At 39.0% G+C, this 24250-nt stretch carries 26 protein-coding genes; 24 read left to right on the top strand and 2 right to left on the bottom strand.

From position 1 onward, the window contains the following. The first annotated feature begins 47 nt into the window (after positions 1 to 47). The 7 genes from JYB65_RS05010 (at position 48) to JYB65_RS04980 (ending at position 5919) form a co-directional block, all read left to right on the top strand. Entirely contained in the window at positions 48 to 311 is a 264-nt protein-coding gene (locus tag JYB65_RS05010) for a putative Se/S carrier protein (RefSeq protein ID WP_206581493.1), read from the top strand. Positions 312 to 964: 653 nt separating this feature from the next. After that, positions 965 to 1546, top strand: a complete 582-nt coding sequence (locus JYB65_RS05005; protein ID WP_206581492.1) for a 2-oxoacid:acceptor oxidoreductase family protein — start codon at positions 965 to 967, stop codon at positions 1544 to 1546. Further along, complete coding sequence (locus JYB65_RS05000) at positions 1546 to 1848, top strand: 4Fe-4S binding protein (RefSeq protein WP_206581491.1); 303 nt, start codon at positions 1546 to 1548, stop codon at positions 1846 to 1848. The genes JYB65_RS05005 and JYB65_RS05000 overlap by 1 nt, the downstream gene beginning before the upstream one ends. Further along, the gene (gene porA, locus JYB65_RS04995; protein ID WP_206581490.1) at positions 1848 to 3044 is read left to right on the top strand and encodes a pyruvate ferredoxin oxidoreductase; all 1197 of its coding nucleotides are present in this window, start codon (positions 1848 to 1850) and stop codon (positions 3042 to 3044) included. The genes JYB65_RS05000 and porA overlap by 1 nt, the downstream gene beginning before the upstream one ends. Next, the gene (locus JYB65_RS04990) at positions 3044 to 3973 is read left to right on the top strand and encodes a thiamine pyrophosphate-dependent enzyme (RefSeq protein ID WP_206581489.1); all 930 of its coding nucleotides are present in this window, start codon (positions 3044 to 3046) and stop codon (positions 3971 to 3973) included. The genes porA and JYB65_RS04990 overlap by 1 nt, the downstream gene beginning before the upstream one ends. A gap of 232 nt (positions 3974 to 4205) precedes the next feature. Then, a complete protein-coding gene (gene prmA / locus JYB65_RS04985; RefSeq protein ID WP_206581488.1) occupies positions 4206 to 5171 on the top strand; it encodes a 50S ribosomal protein L11 methyltransferase in 966 nt (321 codons plus the stop codon). A 10-nt stretch (positions 5172 to 5181) separates the two neighbouring features. Next, positions 5182 to 5919: an RsmE family RNA methyltransferase gene (locus JYB65_RS04980; protein ID WP_206581487.1), complete on the top strand. Its 738-nt coding sequence runs from the start codon at positions 5182 to 5184 to the stop codon at positions 5917 to 5919. A 59-nt stretch (positions 5920 to 5978) separates the two neighbouring features. Here JYB65_RS04980 and JYB65_RS04975 read toward each other — a convergent pair whose 3' ends face one another. Both JYB65_RS04975 and JYB65_RS14905 read right to left on the bottom strand, forming a co-directional pair. Next, positions 5979 to 6869 carry a polysaccharide deacetylase family protein gene (locus tag JYB65_RS04975; protein WP_206581486.1) on the bottom strand — a complete coding sequence of 297 codons (891 nt, stop codon included), beginning with the start codon at positions 6867 to 6869 and terminating at the stop codon, positions 5979 to 5981. A gap of 185 nt (positions 6870 to 7054) precedes the next feature. Further along, positions 7055 to 7543 (bottom strand): TM2 domain-containing protein, encoded by a 489-nt coding sequence (locus tag JYB65_RS14905; protein ID WP_245156573.1) that lies wholly within the window; start codon positions 7541 to 7543, stop codon positions 7055 to 7057. Positions 7544 to 7762: 219 nt separating this feature from the next. Here JYB65_RS14905 and mtaB point away from each other — a divergent pair, with 219 nt between their 5' ends. The 17 genes from mtaB (at position 7763) to ppdK (ending at position 23854) form a co-directional block, all read left to right on the top strand. Next, positions 7763 to 9202, top strand: coding sequence for a tRNA (N(6)-L-threonylcarbamoyladenosine(37)-C(2))-methylthiotransferase MtaB (gene mtaB / locus JYB65_RS04965; RefSeq protein WP_206581485.1), 1440 nt, complete (start codon positions 7763 to 7765; stop codon positions 9200 to 9202). 137 nt (positions 9203 to 9339) lie between these two features. Beyond that, positions 9340 to 9681 (top strand): histidine triad nucleotide-binding protein, encoded by a 342-nt coding sequence (locus tag JYB65_RS04960; protein ID WP_206581484.1) that lies wholly within the window; start codon positions 9340 to 9342, stop codon positions 9679 to 9681. Positions 9682 to 9843: 162 nt separating this feature from the next. Further along, positions 9844 to 10023, top strand: coding sequence for a 30S ribosomal protein S21 (rpsU, locus tag JYB65_RS04955; RefSeq protein WP_027399339.1), 180 nt, complete (start codon positions 9844 to 9846; stop codon positions 10021 to 10023). Between the two features lie 38 nt (positions 10024 to 10061). Next, positions 10062 to 10508, top strand: coding sequence for a GatB/YqeY domain-containing protein (locus tag JYB65_RS04950; protein ID WP_206581483.1), 447 nt, complete (start codon positions 10062 to 10064; stop codon positions 10506 to 10508). A gap of 182 nt (positions 10509 to 10690) precedes the next feature. Next, the gene (locus tag JYB65_RS04945) at positions 10691 to 11128 is read left to right on the top strand and encodes an RrF2 family transcriptional regulator (RefSeq protein WP_206581482.1); all 438 of its coding nucleotides are present in this window, start codon (positions 10691 to 10693) and stop codon (positions 11126 to 11128) included. A 297-nt stretch (positions 11129 to 11425) separates the two neighbouring features. Next, positions 11426 to 12709 carry an O-acetylhomoserine aminocarboxypropyltransferase/cysteine synthase family protein gene (locus JYB65_RS04940; protein WP_206581481.1) on the top strand — a complete coding sequence of 428 codons (1284 nt, stop codon included), beginning with the start codon at positions 11426 to 11428 and terminating at the stop codon, positions 12707 to 12709. A 61-nt stretch (positions 12710 to 12770) separates the two neighbouring features. Further along, positions 12771 to 13703: a cysteine synthase A gene (gene cysK / locus JYB65_RS04935; protein ID WP_206581480.1), complete on the top strand. Its 933-nt coding sequence runs from the start codon at positions 12771 to 12773 to the stop codon at positions 13701 to 13703. Positions 13704 to 13824: 121 nt separating this feature from the next. Beyond that, on the top strand, positions 13825 to 14088 hold the full coding sequence (locus tag JYB65_RS04930; protein WP_206581479.1) for a YabP/YqfC family sporulation protein: 264 nt from the start codon (positions 13825 to 13827) through the stop codon (positions 14086 to 14088). After that, entirely contained in the window at positions 14036 to 15244 is a 1209-nt protein-coding gene (locus JYB65_RS04925) for a sporulation protein YqfD (RefSeq protein ID WP_206581478.1), read from the top strand. The genes JYB65_RS04930 and JYB65_RS04925 overlap by 53 nt, the downstream gene beginning before the upstream one ends. Positions 15245 to 15254: 10 nt before the next feature. Beyond that, positions 15255 to 16211, top strand: coding sequence for a PhoH family protein (locus JYB65_RS04920; RefSeq protein WP_206581788.1), 957 nt, complete (start codon positions 15255 to 15257; stop codon positions 16209 to 16211). A 47-nt stretch (positions 16212 to 16258) separates the two neighbouring features. Further along, positions 16259 to 16711, top strand: a complete 453-nt coding sequence (gene ybeY, locus JYB65_RS04915; RefSeq protein WP_206581477.1) for an rRNA maturation RNase YbeY — start codon at positions 16259 to 16261, stop codon at positions 16709 to 16711. Positions 16712 to 16718: 7 nt separating this feature from the next. After that, on the top strand, positions 16719 to 17096 hold the full coding sequence (gene cdd, locus JYB65_RS04910) for a cytidine deaminase (protein ID WP_206581476.1): 378 nt from the start codon (positions 16719 to 16721) through the stop codon (positions 17094 to 17096). A gap of 119 nt (positions 17097 to 17215) precedes the next feature. Further along, positions 17216 to 18121 carry a GTPase Era gene (gene era / locus JYB65_RS04905; protein WP_206581475.1) on the top strand — a complete coding sequence of 302 codons (906 nt, stop codon included), beginning with the start codon at positions 17216 to 17218 and terminating at the stop codon, positions 18119 to 18121. A gap of 2 nt (positions 18122 to 18123) precedes the next feature. Beyond that, complete coding sequence (recO, locus tag JYB65_RS04900) at positions 18124 to 18876, top strand: DNA repair protein RecO (protein WP_206581474.1); 753 nt, start codon at positions 18124 to 18126, stop codon at positions 18874 to 18876. A gap of 18 nt (positions 18877 to 18894) precedes the next feature. Further along, complete coding sequence (locus JYB65_RS04895; protein ID WP_206581473.1) at positions 18895 to 19581, top strand: DUF4342 domain-containing protein; 687 nt, start codon at positions 18895 to 18897, stop codon at positions 19579 to 19581. A 106-nt stretch (positions 19582 to 19687) separates the two neighbouring features. Next, complete coding sequence (locus tag JYB65_RS04890; RefSeq protein WP_206581472.1) at positions 19688 to 21091, top strand: glycine--tRNA ligase; 1404 nt, start codon at positions 19688 to 19690, stop codon at positions 21089 to 21091. Between the two features lie 132 nt (positions 21092 to 21223). Beyond that, on the top strand, positions 21224 to 23854 hold the full coding sequence (gene ppdK / locus JYB65_RS04885) for a pyruvate, phosphate dikinase (protein ID WP_206581471.1): 2631 nt from the start codon (positions 21224 to 21226) through the stop codon (positions 23852 to 23854). Positions 23855 to 24250 lie beyond the last annotated feature (396 nt).

The raw sequence follows: 24250 nt of genomic DNA, 5'->3' as shown, positions 1-24250 counted from the left end.
ATATAATCATACCACATTGCAATCTCATAGGATGGGAGGCGCACTAAATGATAAATGAATATCTCATTACCTTTTCTTCTTTTTACAAGGCAAAATATGCACAAGAGAAAATAGTTGAGCTAGGGATAAGATGTACCGTTAAAAAGGCTCCGCCGGAACTTGTTAAATCCTGCGCGTATGCAATTTACTTGAGAACAAATGATATAACAAAATTGCAGGGCATTTTTGACGGTCAGATATTAGAACCGAAAGGGATTTTCTTGATCGACATGTCATCAGGAACTCTTCAATATAAGAGAATAACTCTATGATAAAATAATCTTGTAATTAGAAACAATGTATAGAATTAAAAGATTAAGAAGGAATACAATTTATTTTGGATATTAACACAAAATAAATAAATTTTTTTTGTAAAAAAGTATAAAAATAGTTGACAGTTAGATGGTATTAAGCTAAAATTCTATTATGCTGAAAAACAGCGGTAATTTAATATAGCTAAAAGACTGAGACGGAGACAGTAGATGTTTTTTGAAAGGTGCAGCGAGTCAAGGAGGGTGCAAGCTTGACACGAGTAAGAAAATAATCGAATATCACTCCCGAGTTGCAGGCCGAAATCTTTTGAAAGTAAGCTTTGACGGTTTTCCCCCGTGATAGGGAACGCGTATGATAGTATGTTGTATTGGGTGGTATAGCGAAATGCTTCTGGCTTTCGTCCTGTTACAAGGATGAAAGCCTTTTTTTACGCACCTAACCTCATTTGCGCAAGCAAAGGTCTGGCAGGTGCTATACGGGAATTCCCCAGGTTGCGCACCTATCCTCATTTTCAAAGAAAATGTTTGGAAGGTGTCATACAGAAATTGCCTGGCTTTAGCTAGAGCGCAATTTTTCAGTTCAACTGGAGCGGAATTCTTCCGTTTATAAAAACCAATCAACTATAGTAAAACGCAAGAAATGGAGGGTTAAAGTGGAAAAAAATACTGTTGAAATTCGTTGGCATGGTCGTGGAGGACAGGGGGCAAAAACAGCTTGCCTGCTGCTTGCAGATGTGGCCTTTCATTCAGGAAAACATGTACAGGGATTCCCTGAATACGGCCCTGAAAGAATGGGAGCACCTATCACTGCTTACAATCGTATTACCAGTGAAAGATGCACGGTACATTCTAATATATATACACCGGACTATGTGATCGTAGTAGATGAGACCTTACTTGCGAGTGTAGACGTAACCAATGGATTAAAAGAAGATGGTGCAATTATTGTAAACAGCGAAAAAGGACCGGATGAACTTCGTAAACTGCTAGGTGATTATAAAGGCAAAGTATATTCCATTGATGCCAGAAGAATTTCTGAAGAGACGTTAGGGAAAAATTTTCCCAATACACCAATGCTTGCAGCAGCAGTAAAAGTCAGCAAAGTGGTAGAGCAAGATCAATTTATTCGTGATATGGAAAACTCCTTGCGACATAAATTTGCCAATAAACCACATGTAGTAGAAGGAAATATGGCAGCTTTAAAGATGTCCATGGAGGAGGTAAAGGTAGGCTAATGAAGAAGGCAGCAGAGATTAATGAACGTACACCTTGGCAGGAATTGGCGCCGGGTGCTGAGATATATGAACCGGCTACTTCAAAACTGGTCAATACGGGGGATTGGAGAACGATGGTCCCCATTTTCTTGGATGAAAGATGTAAGCACTGTCTAATTTGCGTTCCCTATTGTCCGGACAGTTCCATTCCTGTGAAAGACGGGAAGCGCGGAGAGCTGGATTTAATGCATTGCAAAGGCTGTGGGATTTGCTATAAGGTATGTCCTTTCGAGGCAATCGAGTTTATAAAGGAGGACAAATAATGAGCATCAGAGACAGACTTTCCGGCAACGAAGCGGTAGCGATTGCTATGAAGCAAATCAACCCGGATGTAATGGGTGCGTTTCCGATTACTCCTTCTACGGAGATTCCTCAGTATTTTTCTTCTTATGTAGCAGACGGATTAGTGGATACCGAGTTTGTTGCCGTGGAATCAGAGCATAGCGCCATGTCCACTTGCATCGCTGCACAGGCGGCAGGTGCCAGAGCTGTCACCGCCACTTCTTCTTGCGGTATGGCTTTAATGTGGGAATTGCTTTATGTGGCGTCCTCTTGCAGACTGCCCGTTACGATGGCTCTCGTAAATCGAGCACTATCCGGGCCGATTAATATTAATAATGACCATTCTGATTCAATGGGAGCAAGAGATGCCGGATGGATTCAGATTTACTCTGAGACGAATCAGGAGGCGTACGATAATTTCATTCAGGCCATGCCGATCGGTGAACATAAAGACATACGGCTTCCGGTCATGGTTTGTCAGGATGGTTTCATTACCAGTCATGCAGTTGAAAATATGGAGCTTCTGGAAGATGAAAAAGTACAGGCGTTTGTAGGGGAATATAATCCGGACAATTACTTATTAAAGAAAGAAAATCCGATGGCGGTGGGCCCTTACGGAATATCCGCTTATTATATGGAATTTAAAATGCAGCAAGCCGATGCCATGAAAAAAGCCAAAAAGGTAATTTTAGAGGTCGCCGCTGAATTTGAAAAGTTAACTGGCAGGAAATATGGTTTATTTGAGGAGTACAGGATGGAGGATGCGGAAGCGGCAATCGTCATCATCGGATCAAGTGCCGGAACTTGCAAAGCAGCAGTTAATAAGATGAGAATAGAAGGAAAGAAGGTTGGTTTGATTAAAATTCGTGTATTCCGGCCCTTTCCGATGGAAGAACTGGCACAGGCATTAGCCCATGTAAAAGTAGTAGCGGTGATGGATAAGGCGGAAAGCTTTTCAGCCGCAGGCGGACCGCTGTTTGCGGAAACACGCTCTGCTTTATATGACCTTGTGAACCGACCGAAAACGATTAATTATGTATACGGACTGGGTGGTCGTGATATCACGACTGTTGATTTTGAATACATATACAGTGAACTATTTGAGATTGCCCGCACAGGTGAAACCGGAGAAGTGTATCGGCATATCGGACAAAGAGAGCAGGAGGTGCAGGCATAATGTCCTATAATTTTAAAAAGGAAATGGAAAAGCCGGAACGTTTGGCCGGCGGTCACCGGTTATGTGCCGGATGTGGTGCATCTATTGCCGTAAGAGGAGTGCTTCGAGCGGTAGAACCGGAGGATAAAGTCGTTGTGACCAATGCGACGAGCTGTCTGGAAGTATCTACTTATTTATATCCATACACTGCGTATGAAGACAGCTACATTCATAGTGCTTTTGAAAATGCAGGCGCGACTTGCGGCGGTGTGGAAGCGGCTTATCGTGCCCTCAAGAAAAGAGGTAAAATCAACGATAATTTTAAGTTTATAGCCTTTGGCGGAGACGGCGGAACGTACGATATTGGTTTGCAATCCCTTTCGGGTGCCATGGAAAGAGGTCATGACATGGTGTATGTATGCTATGACAACGAAGCGTACATGAACACCGGCATTCAGCGTTCCTCCTCTACACCGAGATTTGCGGATGCGACAACAACGCCTGTCGGTGACGTGATGCCGGGCAAAATTCAAAATAAAAAGAATTTGACGGAAATTATTGCCGCTCATAACGTACCATATGCGGCACAAACCACTTTTATCGGCAGCTTTAAAGATCTGCATCAAAAGGCACAGAAAGCAATTTATACAGAAGGCCCTTGCTTTTTAAATATCTTATCTCCATGCCCTAGAGGGTGGCGGTATGAAACGGAAGACCTGGCTGAAATATGCAAGCTGGCGGTGGATACTTGCGTTTGGCCTCTTTATGAAATTGAAGAGGGCGTATGGCGGTTGACCTATGAACCGAGCAAGAAACTTCCCGTAGAAGAATTTTTAAAGAAACAGGGTCGATTCAAGCACCTGTTTGAAAAGGGCAATGAATGGATGATTGAGGAAACGCAGCAGTATGTCGACAAACAGTGGGAAAAGCTGCTGGCAAAATGCAAATAAAGAAAAGTTGTTTTCTAGAGGCAGAGGGTACTTTGCCTCTAGTTTTTTCTTTTATTGTCTAGTATAATGAATCTGGTTTAAGAAGGATGCCTGAAAATAGGATTATTTTGATAGGCAATACTTCAGGATTTGTTTTCGGAATAACTCTTTTAATAAATTTCCTTCAGTATTGCGTACCAAAATTGCAACCTTATTTTCAGACATCCTTATAATAAAAGGGAAGGGGTAGAACATGAATTATATCGAAACAAAAATATACACCAGCGAAGTCGGCATTGAAATGGTATTAAATGCACTTTCTGAAATTGGCATTGACAATGCAGTAATAGAAGATCCTTCCGATGTGGAAGATTTAATGGATAAAAAGAATACGTATGACTGGGATTATGTCGATGCCAGTGTGATGGAACAAATTCACGAAGAACCGACGGTCATCATCTATAGTGAGGATACGGAAGAAGGAAAAAATCAAGTAGAACAAATTAGACTTGCGGTGAAAGATCTCAAAGAAAAAAAGGATGACATTCTTGAGGATGTGGATTTAGGCAGATTGGTTGTGGAATCCATCGTTGAATCAGACGAAGAATGGAAAGATAATTGGAAAGAATATTTTAAACCATCTAAAATTACCGACAGGATTATTGTAAAACCTACTTGGGAAGCTTATGAAAGGAAATCAGAAGATGAGTTGGTCCTCGAAATTGATCCGGGAATGGCTTTCGGAACAGGAACTCATGAAACTACCACATTGTGCGTAAAACTGCTTGAAAAGTATACACAAATAAATGATGCCGTTCTTGACGTGGGTTGCGGTTCCGGCATTTTATCCATTGCAGCCGGTTTGCTGGGTATTAAGAATATCCTGGGAATTGATATCGATCCCATTGCCGTTGAGGTATCCAAAGAAAATGTAGTGCTGAACAACCTGACTGATGTGATCCGAATCCAATACGGGGATTTGACCAAAGGCATTGATTTCAAGGCGGATGTAGTGGTTGCTAACTTGATGGCGGATTTAGTCATGATGCTTGCAGAAGATGTGGCAAAACACTTAAAAGGGAAGAGCATTTTTATTTCCTCCGGTATCTTAATTGAAAAACAAGGGATGGTTTCCGAAGCAATTCGGAAAAATGGGTTTGAAATCATTGACGTGTTAGAACAGGGAGAATGGTGTGCTATTGCAGCACAGTTAAAATAAAGGGGAATGTATGAGTCGATTTTTTACTTCCAGCGAAAATATCGGAGAGAAAAGTATAAGGATTACCGACAAAAATGATATTCATCATATAGCCAAGGTGCTGCGCCTAAAAATAGGGGACAAGATTGAACTGTCGGATTCGGTCAAATGGGAATATGAAACCGAAATATCTTTCATTGATAAGGACTATGTGGAAGCTGTCATTATTGATAAGCAAAAGTTTGCTAATGAACCGAAGACAAAAGTCACCTTATTTCAAGGTGTGCCAAAGCAGGGCAAGATGGAACTGATTATTCAAAAGAACGTTGAACTTGGCGTGTATGAAATTGTTCCGGTGTTTACGGACAGGACGGTGGTAACGGATAACGGCAAATTCTCGAAGAAGATTGAACGTTGGCAAAAGGTTTCAGATGAAGCAGTAAAACAATGCAAACGTGGCATTATCCCTATGGTGAGCGGAGATATCAGCTTTAAGGAAATGCTGGAACGTTTAGGCGGATTTGAATTGGTTCTTTTTCCCTATGAAAATGAAGAGGACAGGACCATCAAAGATGCATTGCGAAATCTCGAAAAAATACCGGAAACCGTGGCGATCATCATCGGACCCGAAGGCGGCTTCTCAGAGCAGGAAGCACAGCGCTTAAGGGCTTGCAATGCGGAATGTGTGACGCTTGGAAAAACTACGTTAAGAACCGAAACGGCCGGCATAGCGGCACTGGCCATGACGATGTATGAATTGGAATTATAATTATAATGAAAATAAAAGCTCCTTTCAGAGGATATTCCCTCCGGAGGAGCTTTTGAAATCTACGATTTTAGAATATCTTTAAAGAATGCAGCACTGCTTTCATCAGGAGGTCTTAAGAACCGGCCGAGCTTATATAAAGAGTCTTTATCTTTAGAGATATAGTTGATCTTTTCAGCACAAGTCAATGAAGATTTAAATCCCATGCCTTTAATGACTTCTTCTGTTTCTTTCGAATAGTAGCCAAACGGATAAACCATGGTGTTTGGAGTAGTTCCGGTAAAATCAGTGATACGCTGCTGGAGGCGTTCCAAATCCTCCGTTAATGCTTTTTGATATTCTTCGAAACTTTCGGAGCTTTTTTTGGCACAGCCTTTTCTGTCTCCCTTGATGCTATGCATATTGTAGGTATGGTTTTGTATTTCAACATGACCGGACATGATCATTTCGTTTATCTGCCCCCAGCTTAAATTAGAATAGTAAGGGTCCATTATTTTAATTAAACTATACTTATCGGTATGTATGCCAATAATCGCAATGACCGCTTTTTGATCATACTGTTTTAATAAAGGGAAGGCGTAATAATAGTTGTTATAATTGCCATCATCAAAGGTTAGAATGATTGGATTCTCAGGAAGAGGTGCATCATTATAGACGTAATTAATCAGTTCGGTCATTGTAATGGTATGATATCCATTATTTTTTAGATATTTTAAATCACCTTCTAAGAGATCCGGAGCAATACAATATTGATTTTGAGCGCATTGATCCTTGATCAAGCCATGATACATGATGATTGGCAGTGCTATTTTATCGCTTGGAAGAATGCTGTCTAAAGATGCGGTCACACGAGGAGTTGTGAAATGAATAAGAAAAGCGGAGATAGATAAAAAAAAGCAGCATAGTATCAGGCCATTTATTAAAAAGAATTTAATCCATTTCGGTTTATGCATGTTAGCCTCCAATAGGTATTATCATTTAATATATGATTGGAAGAGGCTAAATATGATTTCAGTGAGAACGAAAAAGCAAAGGCGATATATGTGATTGGAACGCAGAGACTTTTTTAGATACAAGAAAATAGCCAGCTCCATGGGGCCTGGCTATCTGTTCTTTTTATAATGGGTATGAATGGTGATTAAACAGCGATGTTTCCATTCATATCAGAGGTTTTGAAAGCGGCAATGATCCCTTCAATAACGCCTAGAAATCCAGGGATGCAAGTCCAACAAAATACTAAATATACTATCCCTAGCCCTATTCTGCCGGAATAAAATTTATGCGCACCCAGCGAACCTAAAAATATGGCCAGTAAAATATATGCTATTTTGTTGACCATTTTTCGCCCTACGTTCATATCAGTATAATTGATATTATTATTTGAAGCACTAGAGGCATTTTCATTGACGATATTGATGTTAATCCCTTTCTTTTCGAATTCACTTTCCGATGATTTTAATTGTTCGCTGGCTTTTACGATGATGGTATCCGTTCCGTTAGTAAATATATTTACAATATCACCTACTGAAGGCTCGAAATCTATATTTTCACGATTGGCTTCAATAATGCCGCCGCCTTCTGTTCCGATGATAATTTTTTCTTCGGTAATTTTAACTATTCGATCCATCTTAATCCTCCATAAGTACAAAATTAATAATCTGGTAAATATTACAATAATATTCTATCATATAGAATGATCCAGAGCAAGAATTATGGATAAAAACTACCTTTTATGTAAAAAAAAGTCGTCAAAAAATAAAATTACAAATAACTGCATTTTTATTAAGTTTAAAAACTATTTTTTTTATATTATAATAGATGAAAATAAGGAATTAGGAGATTGGAATTGACAAAGGAAAAACAGTGTATCAATGGAATTGAGATAGAAGAGACCTATAGCCGTTTTGCTATTGATTTTATTAAGACACATGGACGGAAAAATAGTATTGCCACCAAGACATTAGGGTGTAAAGTAAATCAGTATGAAACAGAAGCCATTAAAGAAAAATTTATCCATAGAGGATATGAGATCGTAAATGAAGAAGACTTCGCAGATGTCTACATTATTAATACATGTACGGTGACAAGCTTGGCTGATAAAAAGTCAAGACAGTATATCCGAAGAATGAAGAAGATGAATGAAGCGAGTATTGTTGCTGTTACAGGCTGTTACGCTCAGATCAGTCCGGAAGAGGTGTCTCAGATTGAAGGCGTCAATATCGTAACGGGTACCAATCAAAAGGGCAGGCTGGTAGAATTGGTCGAACAGCACCTTGAATCGAAAAAGGAAAACGAATGCTATATTCAGGACTATGAACTGATTAATGAATATGAAGAGACGGGCATTATTACCTCCATGGAATCCCGCACAAGAGCGTATATCAAAATTCAAGAGGGATGTAATCGATTTTGCTCTTATTGCATCATTCCTTATGCCAGAGGAAACGTGCGAAGCCGGGCAGCTCAAGATATCATCGATGAAGCAAAAAATCTGATAGAAAAGGGATTTAAAGAGATCATCCTGACCGGAATCAATACAGCGTTATACGGTATGGAAGCAGAATTTAACCATTCGAGCGACAATAGATCATTGATCGGAATTGAAATCATATTAAATGAATTGGAAAAAATGGAAGGTGATTTCAGAATCCGTTTAAGTTCTCTGGAGCCTACCGTTATCAATGCAGCATATGTTCAGAGCCTACTTCAATATAAACGGCTTTGCCCGCATTTGCATCTTTCTATTCAAAGCGGAAGTGATAATATACTGAAAGCAATGAATCGAAGATACAATCGGGCGGAGTATTTGGACATTGTGAATACTTTACGGAAGTTTAATCCGTATTATGGAATTACGACCGATATTATTGTAGGCTTTCCGGGAGAAAGTGAAGAAGATTTCCGAGATAGTCTTGACATCGTGGACAAGGTTGGATTTTGTAAGGTGCATGTTTTTAAATATTCCAAGCGGCAAGGTACCAAAGCGGCGGATATGAAAGGACATGTTGCACCGGAAGTAAAAAACCGAAGAAGTGATGAATTGATCCAAGCCGGAAAGCAAAGTGCTGATTCGTTTTTTCAATTGAATATTGGCAGCGAAAAAACAGTTTTAGTAGAAGAATATCTGCAGGATAGAGGATGCTTTACCGGTTATACGGAAAACTATATGAAGGCCTATATCAAAGACGAGCAAGACATTCTAAACAGGGAAGAATTTTTAAATAAATTTGTTCAGGTGAAGGTAGAAAAATTATATCTAGATGGTATTTTATGTAAAATAATTTGAAGGTAACTTGAAATCCACTAAGAATAAGATTATAATAATATAATGAATGCAAGAGATTAAGATACGGATAAGATTTTTTAAAACCAGACAAAATAAATGGAAGAGAAAATCATTAAACGAAAGAAAAGGAGAAAAATATGGCAGACTGTATTTTTTGTATGATTGCAAATAAAGAAATTCCGTCAAAGCTTGTCTATGAAGATGATAAGATTATTTGTTTCCACGATTTGGAACCGCAAGCTCCTGTGCATGTGCTGATTGTTCCTAAAAAACACATTGCATCCTTGGACGACGTGACTGCTGAAGATCAGGAATTACTAGGATATATTATGATTAAAGTAAAGGACATTGCCAAACAACTGGAACTTGAGAACGGATATAGATTGGTAAACAATTGCGGAGAAGACGGATTCCAAACCGTAAAGCATATTCACTTCCATTTGCTGGGGAAGCGAAAGATGACATGGCCTCCAGGCTGATTGAAACGGCCATTGTTCCATTAATTTGAAATAAAAAGGATTTTGAGGACAAAAAATTCTTGCCTAATAGACAAATTGATAGTATAATACTTACGTTGTAGGCAAAACCGTTTGGACCAGCGTTTCGTTAGTTCATAATAGGTCAGGAGGTGAATTGGATACATGGCACAGGTAGTTGTAAGAGAAAACGAAAGTTTAGAGAGCGCTCTTAAAAGATTTAAGCGTTCTTGCGCAAGAGACGGAGTAATGTCAGAATTAAGAAAAAGAGAACATTACGAAAAGCCAAGCGTAAAGAGAAAGAAGAAGTCTGAAGCTGCAAGAAAAAAGGCTAAGAAGTTTTAATTAGCCCTTTCTGTAGAGATAGATTAGAGGTGTTATCATTGACCTTAAAGGAAAGATTAACAAATGACTTCAAAGAAGCTATGAAGGCAAGAGATGAAGTCAGAAAAAATACGGTAAACTTTGTTCGTGCTGCTATTAAGCAATCTGAAGTAGATAATAGAGTCGAACTTGACGATGAAGGTGTTTTGGCTATTTTAATAAAACAAGTAAAAATGAGAAAAGACGCCCTCGCTGATTTTGAGAAAGCCGGTAGAACGGATTTACTGGAATCCTACAACAAAGAAATAGAAATTTTGATGTCCTATTTACCAAAACAGCTCACTCCGGAAGAAATTTTGGACATAGTGAAGGCCACTGCTGCTGAACTTGGATTAGAAGGCGGGAAGCAAAACATGGGCAAGCTCATGGGTGCAGTGATGCCGAAAGTGAAAGGTGTTGCAGATGGTGCAATAGTTAAAAAGACAATTGAAGAATTTCTAGCATAATCTATGAATGTAATTTAACAACCCGATAAAATCGGGTTGTTTTTTCTTTTTATCTATCAAAATGAACTTAAAAAGATGAATGGATAGCATGCGGGAGGTTTTTACTTGGAGTGAATATAAATTTGATTTCCTATTAATGTTATGTTATATTCGTTCATATAACATAAAGGAAGGTGCAAGCGATGAAAGTTTCTACCAAAGGAAGATATTCCTTAAGATTACTGATAGATTTGGCAGAACATAACACCGGGGAGTATATTCCGCTGAAAGAGATTTCGGAACGTCAAAATATCTCTGTCAAATATCTGGAGCAGATTGTAAACCAATTGGGAAAAGCAGGATATTTAAACAGCGTCAGAGGACCCCAAGGAGGATACAAACTGTCAAAGGCTCCTAAAGAATATATCATCGGAGACATTTTAAGAATAATGGAAGGTTCTTTTGCACCGATATCTTGTTTGCAGGATACGAAAAATCAATGCGAACGCTATAACGAGTGTGCTACGATTTCATTTTGGGAAGGCTTATATGAAGTGATTGACGACTATATTAATCAATTTACCTTACAGGATTTAGTGGATAAACATACGGAAAAGCGTAAATGGGACTATACGATCTAGACCATAAGAAATAACAAAAAATAGTAAAAAAACCCTTATTCCCTATTGACAAAGTAGGGAATAACATTTATACTCAATTCATACTAAAAATATATGAAAACAGGTAAAGCAAAAGGAGGAAAAAATGAACATTATATTTAAAATGTTAAGAAGAAATTTCAGAAATGGCCGAATGCAACCTTTGTGTTGCAATTGTTGAACATCTTTTCCTTCGATAGCGATGAACTTACAGAGTAATATTATAAATTAATAAAAATAGATTTTTGAGAGATATTAATGAAAGAATGAGGTAATAAAATGAGTGATAGAAATTATAGATTTGAGACATTACAGCTGCACGTTGGACAAGAAACGCCGGATCCGGTAACCGATGCAAGAGCGGTACCTATTTATCAGACCACTTCCTATGTATTTAGAAACAGCGATCATGCAGCAGCAAGATTTGGACTTGCAGATGCAGGCAATATTTACGGAAGATTGACAAATCCAACACAGGATATTTTTGAAAGAAGAATTGCAGCATTAGAAGGCGGCGTGGCTGCATTGGCAGTAGCTTCCGGTGCGGCAGCTGTTACTTACACGATTCAAAACCTTGCACAGGCAGGAGACCATATTGTATCCGCAAAAACTATTTATGGAGGCACATATAATTTGCTGGCTCATACGCTTCCGCAGTATGGCATTACAACCACTTTCATAGATCCCGATGAAGAAGGCAGCTTTGAAAAAGCCATTCAGGAAAACACAAAAGCAATCTTTATTGAAACATTGGGAAATCCAAATTCAAGCTTGATTGATATTGAAGCGGTTGCGAAGATTGCCCATGAACACAAGATTCCGCTTGTAGTGGACAGTACATTTGCGACTCCATATCTATTAAGACCAATCGAATATGGTGCAGATATCGTCGTTCACTCCGCTACTAAATTCATTGGCGGACATGGAACAGCAATCGGAGGCGTTATCGTCGACAGCGGCAAGTTTGATTGGGAAGCGAGCGGTAAGTTTGCATCCTTGGTTGATCCGAACCCTAGCTACCACGGCATAAGCTTTACAAAGGCGGTTGGTGCGGCAGCGTTTGTAACGAAAATCAGAGCAACTTTGCTTAGAGATACCGGTGCAACGTTAGCACCATTGCATGCGTTCTTATTCCTACAGGGTCTTGAAACATTATCCTTACGAGTGGAAAGACATGTGGAAAATGCACTGAAAGTAGTAGACTATTTAAGCAAGCATCCGCAAGTAGAGAATGTAAACCACCCAGCTTTGGAAAACAATAAATACCATGATTTGTATAAGAGGTATTTTTCAAAAGGAGCAGGATCTATCTTTACTTTTGAAATCAAGGGCGGAGCAGAGGAAGCAAAGAAATTTATTGACAATCTAAAGATTTTCTCCTTGCTTGCCAATGTTGCAGATGTGAAGTCTCTTGTTATCCATCCGGCTAGCACTACTCATTCACAGCTAAATGAGGAGGAGCTAAAGGAACAGGGCATCAAGCCAAATACGATTAGACTGTCCATTGGAACAGAGCATATTGATGATATTATTGAAGATTTGGAACAGGCGTTTGGCGCATAAAGGTTTACAAACCTTCATAAAGAATATATTATAGTCATATAGTATTAATTGGAGGGATAATATGGCAAAGATTTATAATAGTGTGACAGAGTTAATTGGCAATACACCGCTTTTAGTGTTGAAAAACTATAATGGCAAAAGAGGACTCAAAGCTGAAATTGTTGCAAAGCTTGAATACTTTAATCCTGCAGGAAGCGTAAAAGACCGAGTGGCGCTTTCTATGATTCAGGATGCCGAAGAGAGAGGTATTTTAAAAGCAGGAAGTGTAATTATTGAGCCTACCAGTGGAAATACAGGGATAGGGCTTGCCTCTGTGGCCTCTGCAAGAGGTTATCGGGCTATTTTAACGATGCCGGATACAATGAGTATTGAACGCAGGAATTTGCTGAAGGCTTACGGAGCTGAAATTGTTTTAACGGATGGCACAAAAGGCATGAAGGGTGCGATTGAAAAGGCGGAAGAACTGGCAAAGGAAATACCGGACAGTTTTATTCCGGGGCAGTTTATCAATCCTGCCAATCCTGAAATCCATAGAAAAACGACAGGAGTGGAGATTTGGGAAGATACAGAAGGAAAAGTGGATATCCTTATATCTGCAGTCGGCACAGGCGGAACGTTGACCGGTACCGGAGAATATTTGAAATCTCAGAATCCAGACCTGAAGGTCATTGCAGTAGAACCGGCAAGTTCACCGGTTTTATCCGGCGGGCAGCCTGGACCTCACAAAATTCAAGGGATTGGTGCAGGATTTATTCCGGACGTACTCAATACAAAGTTGTATGATGAAATTATACAGGTACAGAACGAAGATGCCTTTGATACAGCCAGAGCTGTTGCAAGGGAAGAAGGTTTGCTGGTAGGCATCTCCTCCGGAGCCGCTTTGTGGGCAGCTACAGAAGTTGCGAAGAAGGCTGAAAATCAAGGGAAAAGAATCGTTGTTATTCTTCCTGATACAGGAGAACGGTATTTATCCACTCCAAATTTTATTGACTAATCGTATTCATTAATAAAGCGATATTTTCTATATGATAAAAAATGACCGAATCCGGTCATTTTTTTTATGCTTTTATAATACATTGTTATGATAGACCCCAAAGCAATAAATGGGAGGGAATATGGATATTAAGAATGAATTAATATATGATTTCAGCCTAAACCTGCCAAGAGTTCTAGTTAGCGGAAAAACGGGTATCCTAGATAATGTGAAGCGAATTGTGATGGTATCGGAAAAAACCATTATCATCGATAACGGACAGCGGTTTACGGCTTTAAATGGGGAAGGTCTTACTATAAATAGGATTGAAGATGAAAGGATGCTGATTGTGGGTGAAATCAAATCAATCGAGTTTTTTGGAGCATTACCTGCTGATAAAGGTTGAAGGTTTTAAACAGCAAGAGCTTCTTACAGAATGTATAAAGAAAAATATCTGTTTGAAAAATGTAAAAGTACATAATAATATTGAATTAACATTAAAAGTAAAAGGCGATGATTTTGCAAGGATAAAAGGTATAACAAAAAATAAGTATAGGATCACAGTACTGAAGGAAAGCGGATATATCCCCATTTTGTCGGCTATGTTAAGTAATAAAGCGAGGATATGCGGCTTCATTTTATTTTTAGCAATCATCTATTTTCAGACGTTGTTTATATCGGAAATTAGAGTAGAAGGATATGAAGCGTTTACCGAAAGAGAAGTGCGTCAGGCCCTTAAAGAAGCGGGGATGGTAGAAGGATGCAGTAAAAATTTAGATTTGGATAAAGTGAGGTTGGAGCTCTATGATAAGCTTGGAAATGTCTCTTGGGTAGGAATAAGACAGAAAGGCAGTATGGCTGTCGTGCAGATTTCGGAAGGGACGATTAATCCAACATTTGTTGATAAGTCTAAACCGTGTAATATTATTGCAAATAAAGAAGGCTATATTTATAATATCATACCGATAGAAGGCATTCGTATCTTAGATACGGGCCATTATGTCAATGTTGGAGATATTGTGATATCCGGATTAGTCCCGATTAAATCCACCGCATACGGTCAGCCGGAAAGTGCACTTACGGAGCGGCTTGTGCATGCAGAAGGAAAAGTTGTGGCGCGGGTCCCGTATCGGTTTGTATTTAATCAAAGCCCTGTCGAAATCATGAAAACACACACTGGAAAAGCATTTTATGGTATAGAATTGCAGGTTGGGAAGAAAGCTATGAATACCTTGGAAATTTATAATCCTTATGAAGTTTCCGAGGTAAAGCAGATAAAATCTATTAACACACTCAGGCCGTTCCCAATCCAAATTTCTCTGTCAAAGGTATCAGAAGTTACACTTTCTTCCAGAGAAAGGACAAAAGAGGAAATCGAAAAAGAAGTCAATAAGCTGGTGCGCAAAGAAATAAAAGAAAAACTACCAGAAAATGCACAAATATTAAATAAAAGTTTGTATTTTACAAAGGAAAAAAATATAATAGAAGTATCAGTAATGATTGAGTCATTACAAGAAATAGGGATAGAACAGGAGATTGTTTTTGGAAATCAAACAGAGTGAAGAATTAAAGATGCAAATTGATGAAACGATTGACAGGGGCGAGCTTTTTGGAAGTTTGGATTCTAATTTAAAAATCATCGAGGAACATTTTGGTATTACGATTATACAAAGGGATAATGAGCTGATATTAAAAGGCGAAAAATCCCTTGAGGCTCAGAAAGTATTGGCTGAATTAATGTCTATCATTAGCTCACAGGAGAAGCTTGATTCACAGAAAATCAATTATGTCATTAACTTATGTGAAAATGGAATGTCCTATAAAGAAAGTAAGATCAATAAGGACATCATCTGCTTTACGCATAAGGGAAAACCGCTGAAGCCTAAAACACTTGGACAGAAGGACTATGTTCGCAGTATTCGTGAAAAGGATATTGTGTTCGGAGTCGGGCCCGCCGGAACCGGTAAAACCTATATCGCGGTAGCGATGGCAATCAATTCATTTAAAAATAAAGAAGTGCAAAAAATTATTTTGGCAAGACCTGCGGTAGAAGCGGGAGAGCGGCTCGGCTTTTTACCGGGAGACTTGCAGGAAAAGGTGGATCCATACCTGAGACCACTGTACGATGCACTTTATGATATTTTAGGCAGAGAAGCAGCTCTTCGATTAAAAGAAAAAGAAGTCATCGAGGTGGTTCCTTTGGCCTATATGAGAGGAAGAACCTTAGACAATTCCTTCATCATATTGGATGAAGCGCAAAATACAACCAGAGAACAAATGAAGATGTTTTTGACGAGACTGGGATTTGGCTCAAAGGCGGTTATCACCGGTGACATTACACAGATTGACCTGCCAAGAGGAAAACGATCCGGCTTGGTGGATGCTATAAAAGTACTTAATGGGGTAAAAGATATTGACTTTTGTTATTTAAAGGATGTGGATGTAGTACGACACGAATTGGTTAAAAAGATCATCAATGCGTATGAAAAATATTATAGGGACAATCCGGAGCCGGAAGAAGGTTACTAGGTCAAGGAGAACTCTCTTGAAACACATGGAGGAAGAGGTGATAGAATATGAATATTATTTTTAGTGAAGAAAGAATGCCGGGACAAGCAGTCGTGGACAAGATGATTATCGCTGGGGCGCTATGTGTTGAAGAAGAAGGGATCAATCCCGAAAATGTAGTGGTAAGTGTGACTTTTGTGGATGAGGAAGAGATTCACAGTTTAAATAAGCAGTACAGAGGTGTAGACAAAGTAACGGATGTACTTTCCTTTCCTCAATTTAATGATTTAAATGACTTGCCGGAGGACGGGGAGATTTGCCTTGGAGACGTTGTCATATGTCCGGAACAGGCACTTCTTCAAGCGGATGATTTTGGACATACTCCGGAACGTGAATTAATCTATTTATTTGTGCACAGTGTTTTTCACTTGCTTGGATACGACCATATGGACGAGGAAGAAAAAGTGGAAATGCGTGCGAAGGAAGAACTCATTATGAGTAAAATCGGGGTAGAAAGGTAGGCTGGACGTGGATTATAAGGAATTATACAGGATCGCTATAAAAGCGGCAGAAAATTCATATGCACCTTTTTCTAAGTTCAGGGTAGGTGCGGCTTTGTTGACGAAAGACGGAGAAGTTTTTACGGGGGTAAACGTGGAAAATTCATCGTATGGGGCAACCATTTGCGCAGAACGGACTACTTTTACGAAAGCAATATCGGAAGGAAAAAGAGAATTTACCGCTATTGCGATCACCGGAAACGGAAAAACTGCATGGCCATGCGGCATCTGCAGACAGTTTATGTATGAGTTTGGATCGGATTTAGTTGTCATTACCGGAGAAGATGAAGCACACTTGGAAATCATGAAATTAAGTGAACTGCTCCCCCATGGCTTTACATTATAACTAAATTAAGATGTTTTCCGCCTCTTAAGGCGGCGGGCGCCGCTTAATTTTTTCAGTGGGAGTACGATCTCCCACTAAAGACGTTGAATGACGGGCAAAGCCCTTATCTAAGGAGAAATATGAAATCAGGATTTATTGGAATAATAGGTAGACCAAACGTAGGAAAATCAACATTACTTAACGCTATTTTAGGAGAAAAAATTTCAATTACAACAGACAAACCTCAAACAACTAGAAATAGTATAAGAGGCATTTATACCCATAGGGCAGAAAATGAAAATCAAGAGGATGTGCAGATGATTTTTATCGATACGCCCGGTATTCATAAGCCAAAGAATAAACTTGGGAGTTATATGACCGGAATGGCCATTAATACGTTTAAAGAAGTAGAAGTAATCATACTCATTGTGGATGACGAACTATCGGCAGGAACCGGAGACCGATATATTTTGGATCTTCTGGAAGGGATTGATACGCCGAAAATTTTGGTTATTAATAAGATTGACAAGCTTGATCCGGACAAATATCGTCGTATATACGAAGAATACAATGCCTTAGGGATGTTCCATGCCATATTCGGTGCTTCCGCACTGGAAGGAAAGAATGTGGACGTCATTCTGAAAGAAGTAGAAAGTTTACTTGGAGAAGGACCGATGTATTTTCCGGAAGATATGGTGACGGATCATCCGGAACGATTTATAGTAAGTGAAATTATAAGAGAAAAGACGCTGATGTATTTAGACAAGGAAGTTCCTCATGGTATTGCGATAGAAATTGAAAGCTATAAGGAATCAGATACGCTGACGAAGATTGGTGTTGTCATTCACTGTGAAAAGAAATCACACAAAGGGATCATTATCGGAAAAGAAGGAAAGAAGCTGAAAGGCATCGGTAAGAGCTCCCGAATGGAAATCGAAGCACTTTTAGGAACAAAGGTATTTCTTGAATTGTGGGTTAAGGTCAAAGAAAATTGGAGAGACAGCGATTTCGCACTTTCCAACTTCGGTTATGACAATAAGGAATAACTATGTATACGGATACGGAAGGGTTAGTTTTAAAGCACATAAAACTTGCAGGCGGCAGAAAAATACTCGTATTGTTTTCCCTAAAGTATGGAAAGATAAGCGCAGGGACAAATATCAATGAAAAAGGCAGAAGCAAAGCAACACTGGCTTTAAGACCTTTTACTTATAGTAAGTTTGAAATCTATAAAAGCAGAGACAACTATAATGTGAACAGTGCCGATGTAATCAAGAGTTTTTACAAGATCGGGGAAGATGTGGATAAATATATGCATGCTTCATACATTCTTGAATTTACCGATAAGATTACGGCTGAAAATGAAAGGGCGCCTCAACTTTTCGATTTATTGATCGAGTATTTGAGTGTTTTAGAAAAAAGGACAAAAAAATATTCCACATTGGATTTGGCTTTTCAAATGAAAGCGCTTTCTTATATTGGTTGTATGCCGGAATTAAAACATTGTGTGAGCTGCGGCTGTGAAGCTGAATGGGTTTCCTTTTGCATTGAAGAAGGGGGCGTTATTTGTCAAAACTGTGTAAAGAAACTGAAAAGTAATATGAAGGAATTATTGATTTATGATGTAGATTTTGGTATTATTAGAGTGATAAACTATATATTGTGCAATCCGTTGAAGAGTTTTGAAAATCTGGCTCTAACTGATGATACCCAAAAACAGCTTAAATTGATTATTCGTGATTATATCGGATATCATTTAGATATTAGGGAATTAAAAAGCGAAAGTTTTTTAATGGATTAAATTTAAGGAGGTAAGGTTATGGAGATTACATTAGAAAAAATTGAATTAGTCAAAGATAGAACAGGTGTAAGCTATAAAGAGGCGAAAGAAGCTTTAGAAGCTGCAGATGGAAGTGTCGTGGACGCCATTATTGACATCGAAGAAGCAATCGATGAAAAAGGAAAGACTAAAATAGGGGAAGGCGGTTCACAGCTTATCAATAAAATTAAGGAAACAGTAAAGAAGGGGAATGTTTCCAAAATTATTGTTAGAAAAGATGAAGAAGTACTGTTAAACCTGCCTGTTAATATCGGAATTCTTGGTACGGTTCTTGCCCCTTGGGCTATGATTGCTGGATTAGTTGCAGCATTTGGTACAAAATGCGTCATCGAATTAGTAAAAGATGATGGTGCGATTATTGACATTAGTGAAATGGCTAATGATACGATTGAAGATATCGTGGAAAAGAGCTCTGTCCTTGCCGATGAGGTAAAAGTAAAGAGTGCAGATGTTTATAACAACGTAAGAGCAAAAACTTCGGACGCATTAAACAAAGTGAAGAAAGAAGAAGATTGCGAATGTGAAGACGATTGTGGTTGTAACGATGATACTTGTTATGCTGAAGCAGATTGCAACAGTGAAGGGTGCAATTGTGAAGAAGGTTCTCAGACCTCTGAAGAATCTGCAAGTGAATCTGACGCTACCGGGGACATCGAAATCAAATAAAACAAAAATGAATACAATAATAGTTAAGAAAATCCAAGAAACGAGCAATGCTCGTTTTTTGGTGTTAACATATTAAAAAGATCAAAACTAGGAATGGTAGGTAATTATGAGTAGAGAAATCACTATGGAAAAAATTACAGCGTTGGCAAAAGGCAGAGGCTTTGTTTACCCGGGTTCTGAAATTTATGGTGGGCTGGCAAATACTTGGGATTACGGCCCGATCGGTGTAGAACTGAAGAACAATGTCAAAAAAGCCTGGTGGAAAAAATTTGTTCAGCAGTCAAAATACAATGTGGGCCTTGATGCTGCTATTTTGATGAACCCAAAAACATGGGTTGCATCCGGACATGTCGGTGGATTTGCTGATCCGCTTATCGATTGCAAAAGCTGTAAAGCAAGGTTTAGAGCCGATAAACTGATTGAAGATTATTTAAAAGAACAAAACCTTACCGATATAGCAGTGGACGGTTGGTCCAATGAAAAACTGGAGGCCTTCATTAAGGAAAAAGACATTGCTTGTCCAGAGTGCAGCAAGAGTGATTTTACAGGAATCAGACAATTCAACTTAATGTTTAAAACCTTCCAGGGAGTAACGGAAGACTCCAAGGCTGAAATCTTTTTAAGACCTGAAACAGCGCAAGGTATTTTCGTTAACTTTAAAAATGTACAGAGAACTTCCAGAAAGAAGATTCCGTTTGGTATTGCTCAAATAGGAAAATCTTTCAGAAATGAAATTACACCTGGTAATTTCACATTCAGAACCAGAGAATTTGAACAGATGGAATTGGAGTTTTTCTGCAAACCCGGAACAGACTTAGAATGGTTTGTATATTGGAAAGACTATTGTGTAAACTTCCTGAAGTCATTAAATATGAGAGAAGAACATATCAAACTTAGAGATCATGAAAAGGAAGAACTATCTCATTACAGCAATGCGACGACAGACATTGAGTACTTATTCCCATTTGGCTGGGGTGAACTATGGGGAATTGCAGATAGAACGGACTTTGACTTGAAGCAGCACATTGAACACTCCGGACAGGAAATGAACTACGTCGACCCTGAAACGAACGAAAAGTATGTTCCATACTGTATCGAGCCATCCTTAGGAGCAGACCGAGTGACGTTAGCCTTCTTAGTGGATGCGTATGATGAAGAAGTTCTGACCGATGCAAACGGTAAAGAGGATATTCGAGTTGTATTACGATTCCATCCTGCATTGGCACCTTTTAAGGCTGCCGTCCTTCCTCTTGCGAAAAAGCTTGCTCCGATTGCACAGCCGATTTATGAAGAACTGACGAAGTACTTCATGGTTGATTATGATGAAGCAGGTTCTATCGGTAAGAGATACAGAAGAGAAGATGAGATTGGTACACCGTTCAGCATTTGTGTTGACTTTGATACAGAAGTAGACGGATGTGTTACAATCCGTGACAGAGATACGATGGAACAAGTAAGAATTCCTGTAACTGAAGTTAGAAAGTATATTGAAGAAAGATTGGAATTTTAATTTTTCTATACCTTTTCTATGGTTGTTGTTAGTTTATAGTACAGTGCCAATATGTTAAGGCACGATCAAAAAAATCTATACCTGAGTGCAAGCGACGACTTGTTCAAGAGGATTTTTTGAAGGAGAAGAAAAATGGGAAAATTTGTTTATTCATTTAATGAAGGCTCCAAAGATATGAGGCATTTATTAGGCGGTAAAGGTGCAAACCTCGCTGAAATGACAAAAATTGGCCTTCCTGTTCCTTTTGGTTTTACCGTTACTACGGAAGCTTGTAATCGATATTACAGTGAAGACTGTATTATTGCGGAAGATACTGAGGAAGAAATCTTTCAGAAGCTTACGGAGCTAGAAAACGTTACCGGCAAGAGTTTTGGAGATGTTTCAAATCCACTTCTTGTATCTGTTCGATCCGGTGCGGTATTTTCTATGCCTGGTATGATGGATACCATTTTGAATTTAGGATTAAATGATGAAACTGTAGAAGGGTTAGCAAAACTGACAGAAAATGATCGATTTGCTTACGACAGCTATAGAAGATTTATTCAAATGTTTGGAGATGTTGTTTTGGAAATCTCCAAATCCAAATTTGATGCGATATTTGACGCAAAGAAAGAGGAAAAAGGCTGTAAATTTGATGTAGATTTAGAGACAGATGATTTAAAAGCGATTATTGTAGACTATAAGGCATTGGTTCAATCGGAAATAGGCAGAGCATTTCCGCAGGAGCCCAAAGAACAATTGATGGAAGCTGTGATGGCTGTATTCCGTTCTTGGAATAACGAGAGAGCGATTTTGTATAGACAGTTAAACAATATTCCGTCCGATTTAGGAACTGCTGTAAATGTTCAGTCTATGGTATTCGGTAACATGGGTGATACATCCGGAACCGGCGTTGCGTTCACGAGAAATCCAGCCAACGGGGAACCAAAGCTGTTTGGAGAATTTCTAGTCAATGCACAGGGTGAAGATGTTGTGGCGGGGATTCGAACACCACAGCCAATTTCTGAGATGGAAATTGCTTTCCCGGAAGTGTATAAAGAGTTTGTGAGAATTGCTGAATTACTTGAAAATCATTACACGGATATGCAGGATATGGAGTTTACGGTAGAACGAAATAAACTCTTTATGCTTCAGACAAGAAACGGCAAGAGAACAGCGGCGGCTGCGGTAAAAATTGCTGTAGATATGGAACAAGACGGGCTCATTGACAAGAAAACGGCGGTGACTAGGCTGGAGCCTGCTCAAATCGATCAGCTTCTCCATCCGATGTTTGATGCGGAAGAATTAAAGAAAGCACAAACCCTTGCAAAAGGTCTTCCGGCTTCTCCGGGAGCAGCAACAGGAAAAATCTATTTCCACGCTTCCGATGCGGTGGATGCCGTTGCAAATGGTGAAAAAGCAGTACTTGTCAGAATTGAAACTTCACCGGAAGATTTAGCCGGAATGGTTGTTGCGGAAGGTATTTTAACTGCCAGAGGCGGTATGACTTCCCATGCAGCCGTAGTAGCAAGAGGGATGGGAAAGTGCTGTGTTGCCGGCTGTTCGGAAATAAAGGTAAATGAAGAAGAAAAGACGCTTGTTATCGGCGATGAAAAATTTGTAGAAGGAGATTATATCTCCATTGACGGCACGGCGGGAGAAGTATTTAAGGGCAAGATTAAAACGGTTGCTCCTGAATTATCCGGTGACTTTGGATTAATCATGAAATGGGCGGATGAAATCAGAACATTAAAGGTTCGTACCAATGCAGATAATCCTAGAGATGCGAAACAGGCCGTTGATTTTGGTGCGGAAGGTATCGGACTTTGCAGAACAGAGCACATGTTCTTTGAAGAAGAAAGAATCCCTGCTGTAAGAAGAATGATTGTTGCGGACACGGAAGAGGAAAGAAGAGCGGCTTTAATACAGCTTCTTCCATTCCAAAAGAGTGACTTTAAGGGCATTTACGAAGTGATGGAAGACCGGCCGGTTACGATCAGACTGTTAGATCCTCCTCTGCACGAATTTTTACCGCATACGGATGAAGAAATTAAATTATTGTCCGAACAGATTCATGTTCCTTATGAAAAATTAGCAAAGAAAGTAGAAGACCTTCACGAGTTTAATCCGATGCTGGGTCACAGAGGTTGCCGACTTGCTGTTACATATCCTGAAATTGCTGAAATGCAGGCAGAGGCTATTATTATGGCTGCGATCGAGCTAAAGAAGGAAAAAAATATGGATATCGTTCCTGAAATCATGATTCCGTTAGTGGGGCTTGAGAAAGAACTTGCTTATGTGAAGAAGACGGTTGTGGAAACAATTGAAAAGTGCTTTGAAAGGGAAGGCATCCGTTTGAATTACTTAATAGGAACGATGATCGAAGTGCCGAGAGCTGCTTTAACAGCAGATGAAATTGCCAAAGAAGCGGAATTCTTCTCATTTGGTACAAATGATCTGACGCAGATGACCTTTGGCTTCTCTAGAGATGATACGGGTAAAATTATTAAAGAATATAGAGACAAGCTCGTATTTGAGGAAGATCCATTCCAAACATTAGATCAAGTTGGTGTAGGCAAATTGGTTAAGATGGCCGTTGAACTGGGAAGAGCAACAAGAGCAAATATCAAGCTTGGCATTTGCGGAGAACATGGAGGCGATCCTAAGACGATAGAATTCTGTCACAGTATTGGATTAAATTATGTTTCTTGCTCACCGTTCCGCGTTCCTATTGCAAGGCTGGCTGCTGCTCAGGCTGTTGTTCGAAGCGAACAGGACAAATAGATCATAAAAAATAACCATAACAGAGAGAAACGGATTTAGTTCGTTTCTCTCTTTGTTTAAGAAATATGAATCTAAAATCATTTCGACTGAAGGACTGGAATGTTGAAATGATTAATCGAAAAGTTTAGAAGCATTTAATGCAGATTGTTGTTAATCCAATAACGTATTTGTTGCATTAAATGCTTTTTTGTTGTAATCACCAAATAACACCTAAAAAATATCAAAAAATACTCAAAAAATGATGTTAATTAATTGTCAATTAAAAAATATTTAGAAAAATATGAATAAACCAATTATAAAAAACAAATAAAAATTGATTCGTTTTTTTTGTCATTTTTTTTACCTGTTTTTACATATTAAAAAATTAAAGCCAATAAATGTTGAAAAACAAACATA

Source organism: Clostridium aminobutyricum, assembly GCF_017255415.1.
Lineage (GTDB): Bacteria > Bacillota > Clostridia > Peptostreptococcales > Anaerovoracaceae > Aminipila > Aminipila aminobutyrica.
The sequence above is the reverse complement of the archived record's forward strand: the minus strand, read 5'-3'. Positions and strand labels throughout refer to the sequence as shown.

Coding starts and splice junctions, on each gene's coding strand:
- JYB65_RS05010 (WP_206581493.1), top strand. CDS start 48: ATGATAAATGAATATCTCATTACCTTTTCTTCTTTTTACAAGGCAAAA.
- JYB65_RS05000 (WP_206581491.1), top strand. CDS start 1,546: ATGAAGAAGGCAGCAGAGATTAATGAACGTACACCTTGGCAGGAATTG.
- porA (WP_206581490.1), top strand. CDS start 1,848: ATGAGCATCAGAGACAGACTTTCCGGCAACGAAGCGGTAGCGATTGCT.
- JYB65_RS04990 (WP_206581489.1), top strand. CDS start 3,044: ATGTCCTATAATTTTAAAAAGGAAATGGAAAAGCCGGAACGTTTGGCC.
- prmA (WP_206581488.1), top strand. CDS start 4,206: ATGAATTATATCGAAACAAAAATATACACCAGCGAAGTCGGCATTGAA.
- JYB65_RS04980 (WP_206581487.1), top strand. CDS start 5,182: ATGAGTCGATTTTTTACTTCCAGCGAAAATATCGGAGAGAAAAGTATA.
- JYB65_RS04975 (WP_206581486.1), bottom strand. CDS start 6,869: ATGCATAAACCGAAATGGATTAAATTCTTTTTAATAAATGGCCTGATA.
- JYB65_RS14905 (WP_245156573.1), bottom strand. CDS start 7,543: ATGGATCGAATAGTTAAAATTACCGAAGAAAAAATTATCATCGGAACA.
- JYB65_RS04960 (WP_206581484.1), top strand. CDS start 9,340: ATGGCAGACTGTATTTTTTGTATGATTGCAAATAAAGAAATTCCGTCA.
- rpsU (WP_027399339.1), top strand. CDS start 9,844: ATGGCACAGGTAGTTGTAAGAGAAAACGAAAGTTTAGAGAGCGCTCTT.
- JYB65_RS04945 (WP_206581482.1), top strand. CDS start 10,691: ATGAAAGTTTCTACCAAAGGAAGATATTCCTTAAGATTACTGATAGAT.
- JYB65_RS04940 (WP_206581481.1), top strand. CDS start 11,426: ATGAGTGATAGAAATTATAGATTTGAGACATTACAGCTGCACGTTGGA.
- cysK (WP_206581480.1), top strand. CDS start 12,771: ATGGCAAAGATTTATAATAGTGTGACAGAGTTAATTGGCAATACACCG.
- JYB65_RS04930 (WP_206581479.1), top strand. CDS start 13,825: ATGGATATTAAGAATGAATTAATATATGATTTCAGCCTAAACCTGCCA.
- JYB65_RS04920 (WP_206581788.1), top strand. CDS start 15,255: ATGCAAATTGATGAAACGATTGACAGGGGCGAGCTTTTTGGAAGTTTG.
- ybeY (WP_206581477.1), top strand. CDS start 16,259: ATGAATATTATTTTTAGTGAAGAAAGAATGCCGGGACAAGCAGTCGTG.
- era (WP_206581475.1), top strand. CDS start 17,216: ATGAAATCAGGATTTATTGGAATAATAGGTAGACCAAACGTAGGAAAA.
- recO (WP_206581474.1), top strand. CDS start 18,124: ATGTATACGGATACGGAAGGGTTAGTTTTAAAGCACATAAAACTTGCA.
- JYB65_RS04895 (WP_206581473.1), top strand. CDS start 18,895: ATGGAGATTACATTAGAAAAAATTGAATTAGTCAAAGATAGAACAGGT.
- JYB65_RS04890 (WP_206581472.1), top strand. CDS start 19,688: ATGAGTAGAGAAATCACTATGGAAAAAATTACAGCGTTGGCAAAAGGC.
- ppdK (WP_206581471.1), top strand. CDS start 21,224: ATGGGAAAATTTGTTTATTCATTTAATGAAGGCTCCAAAGATATGAGG.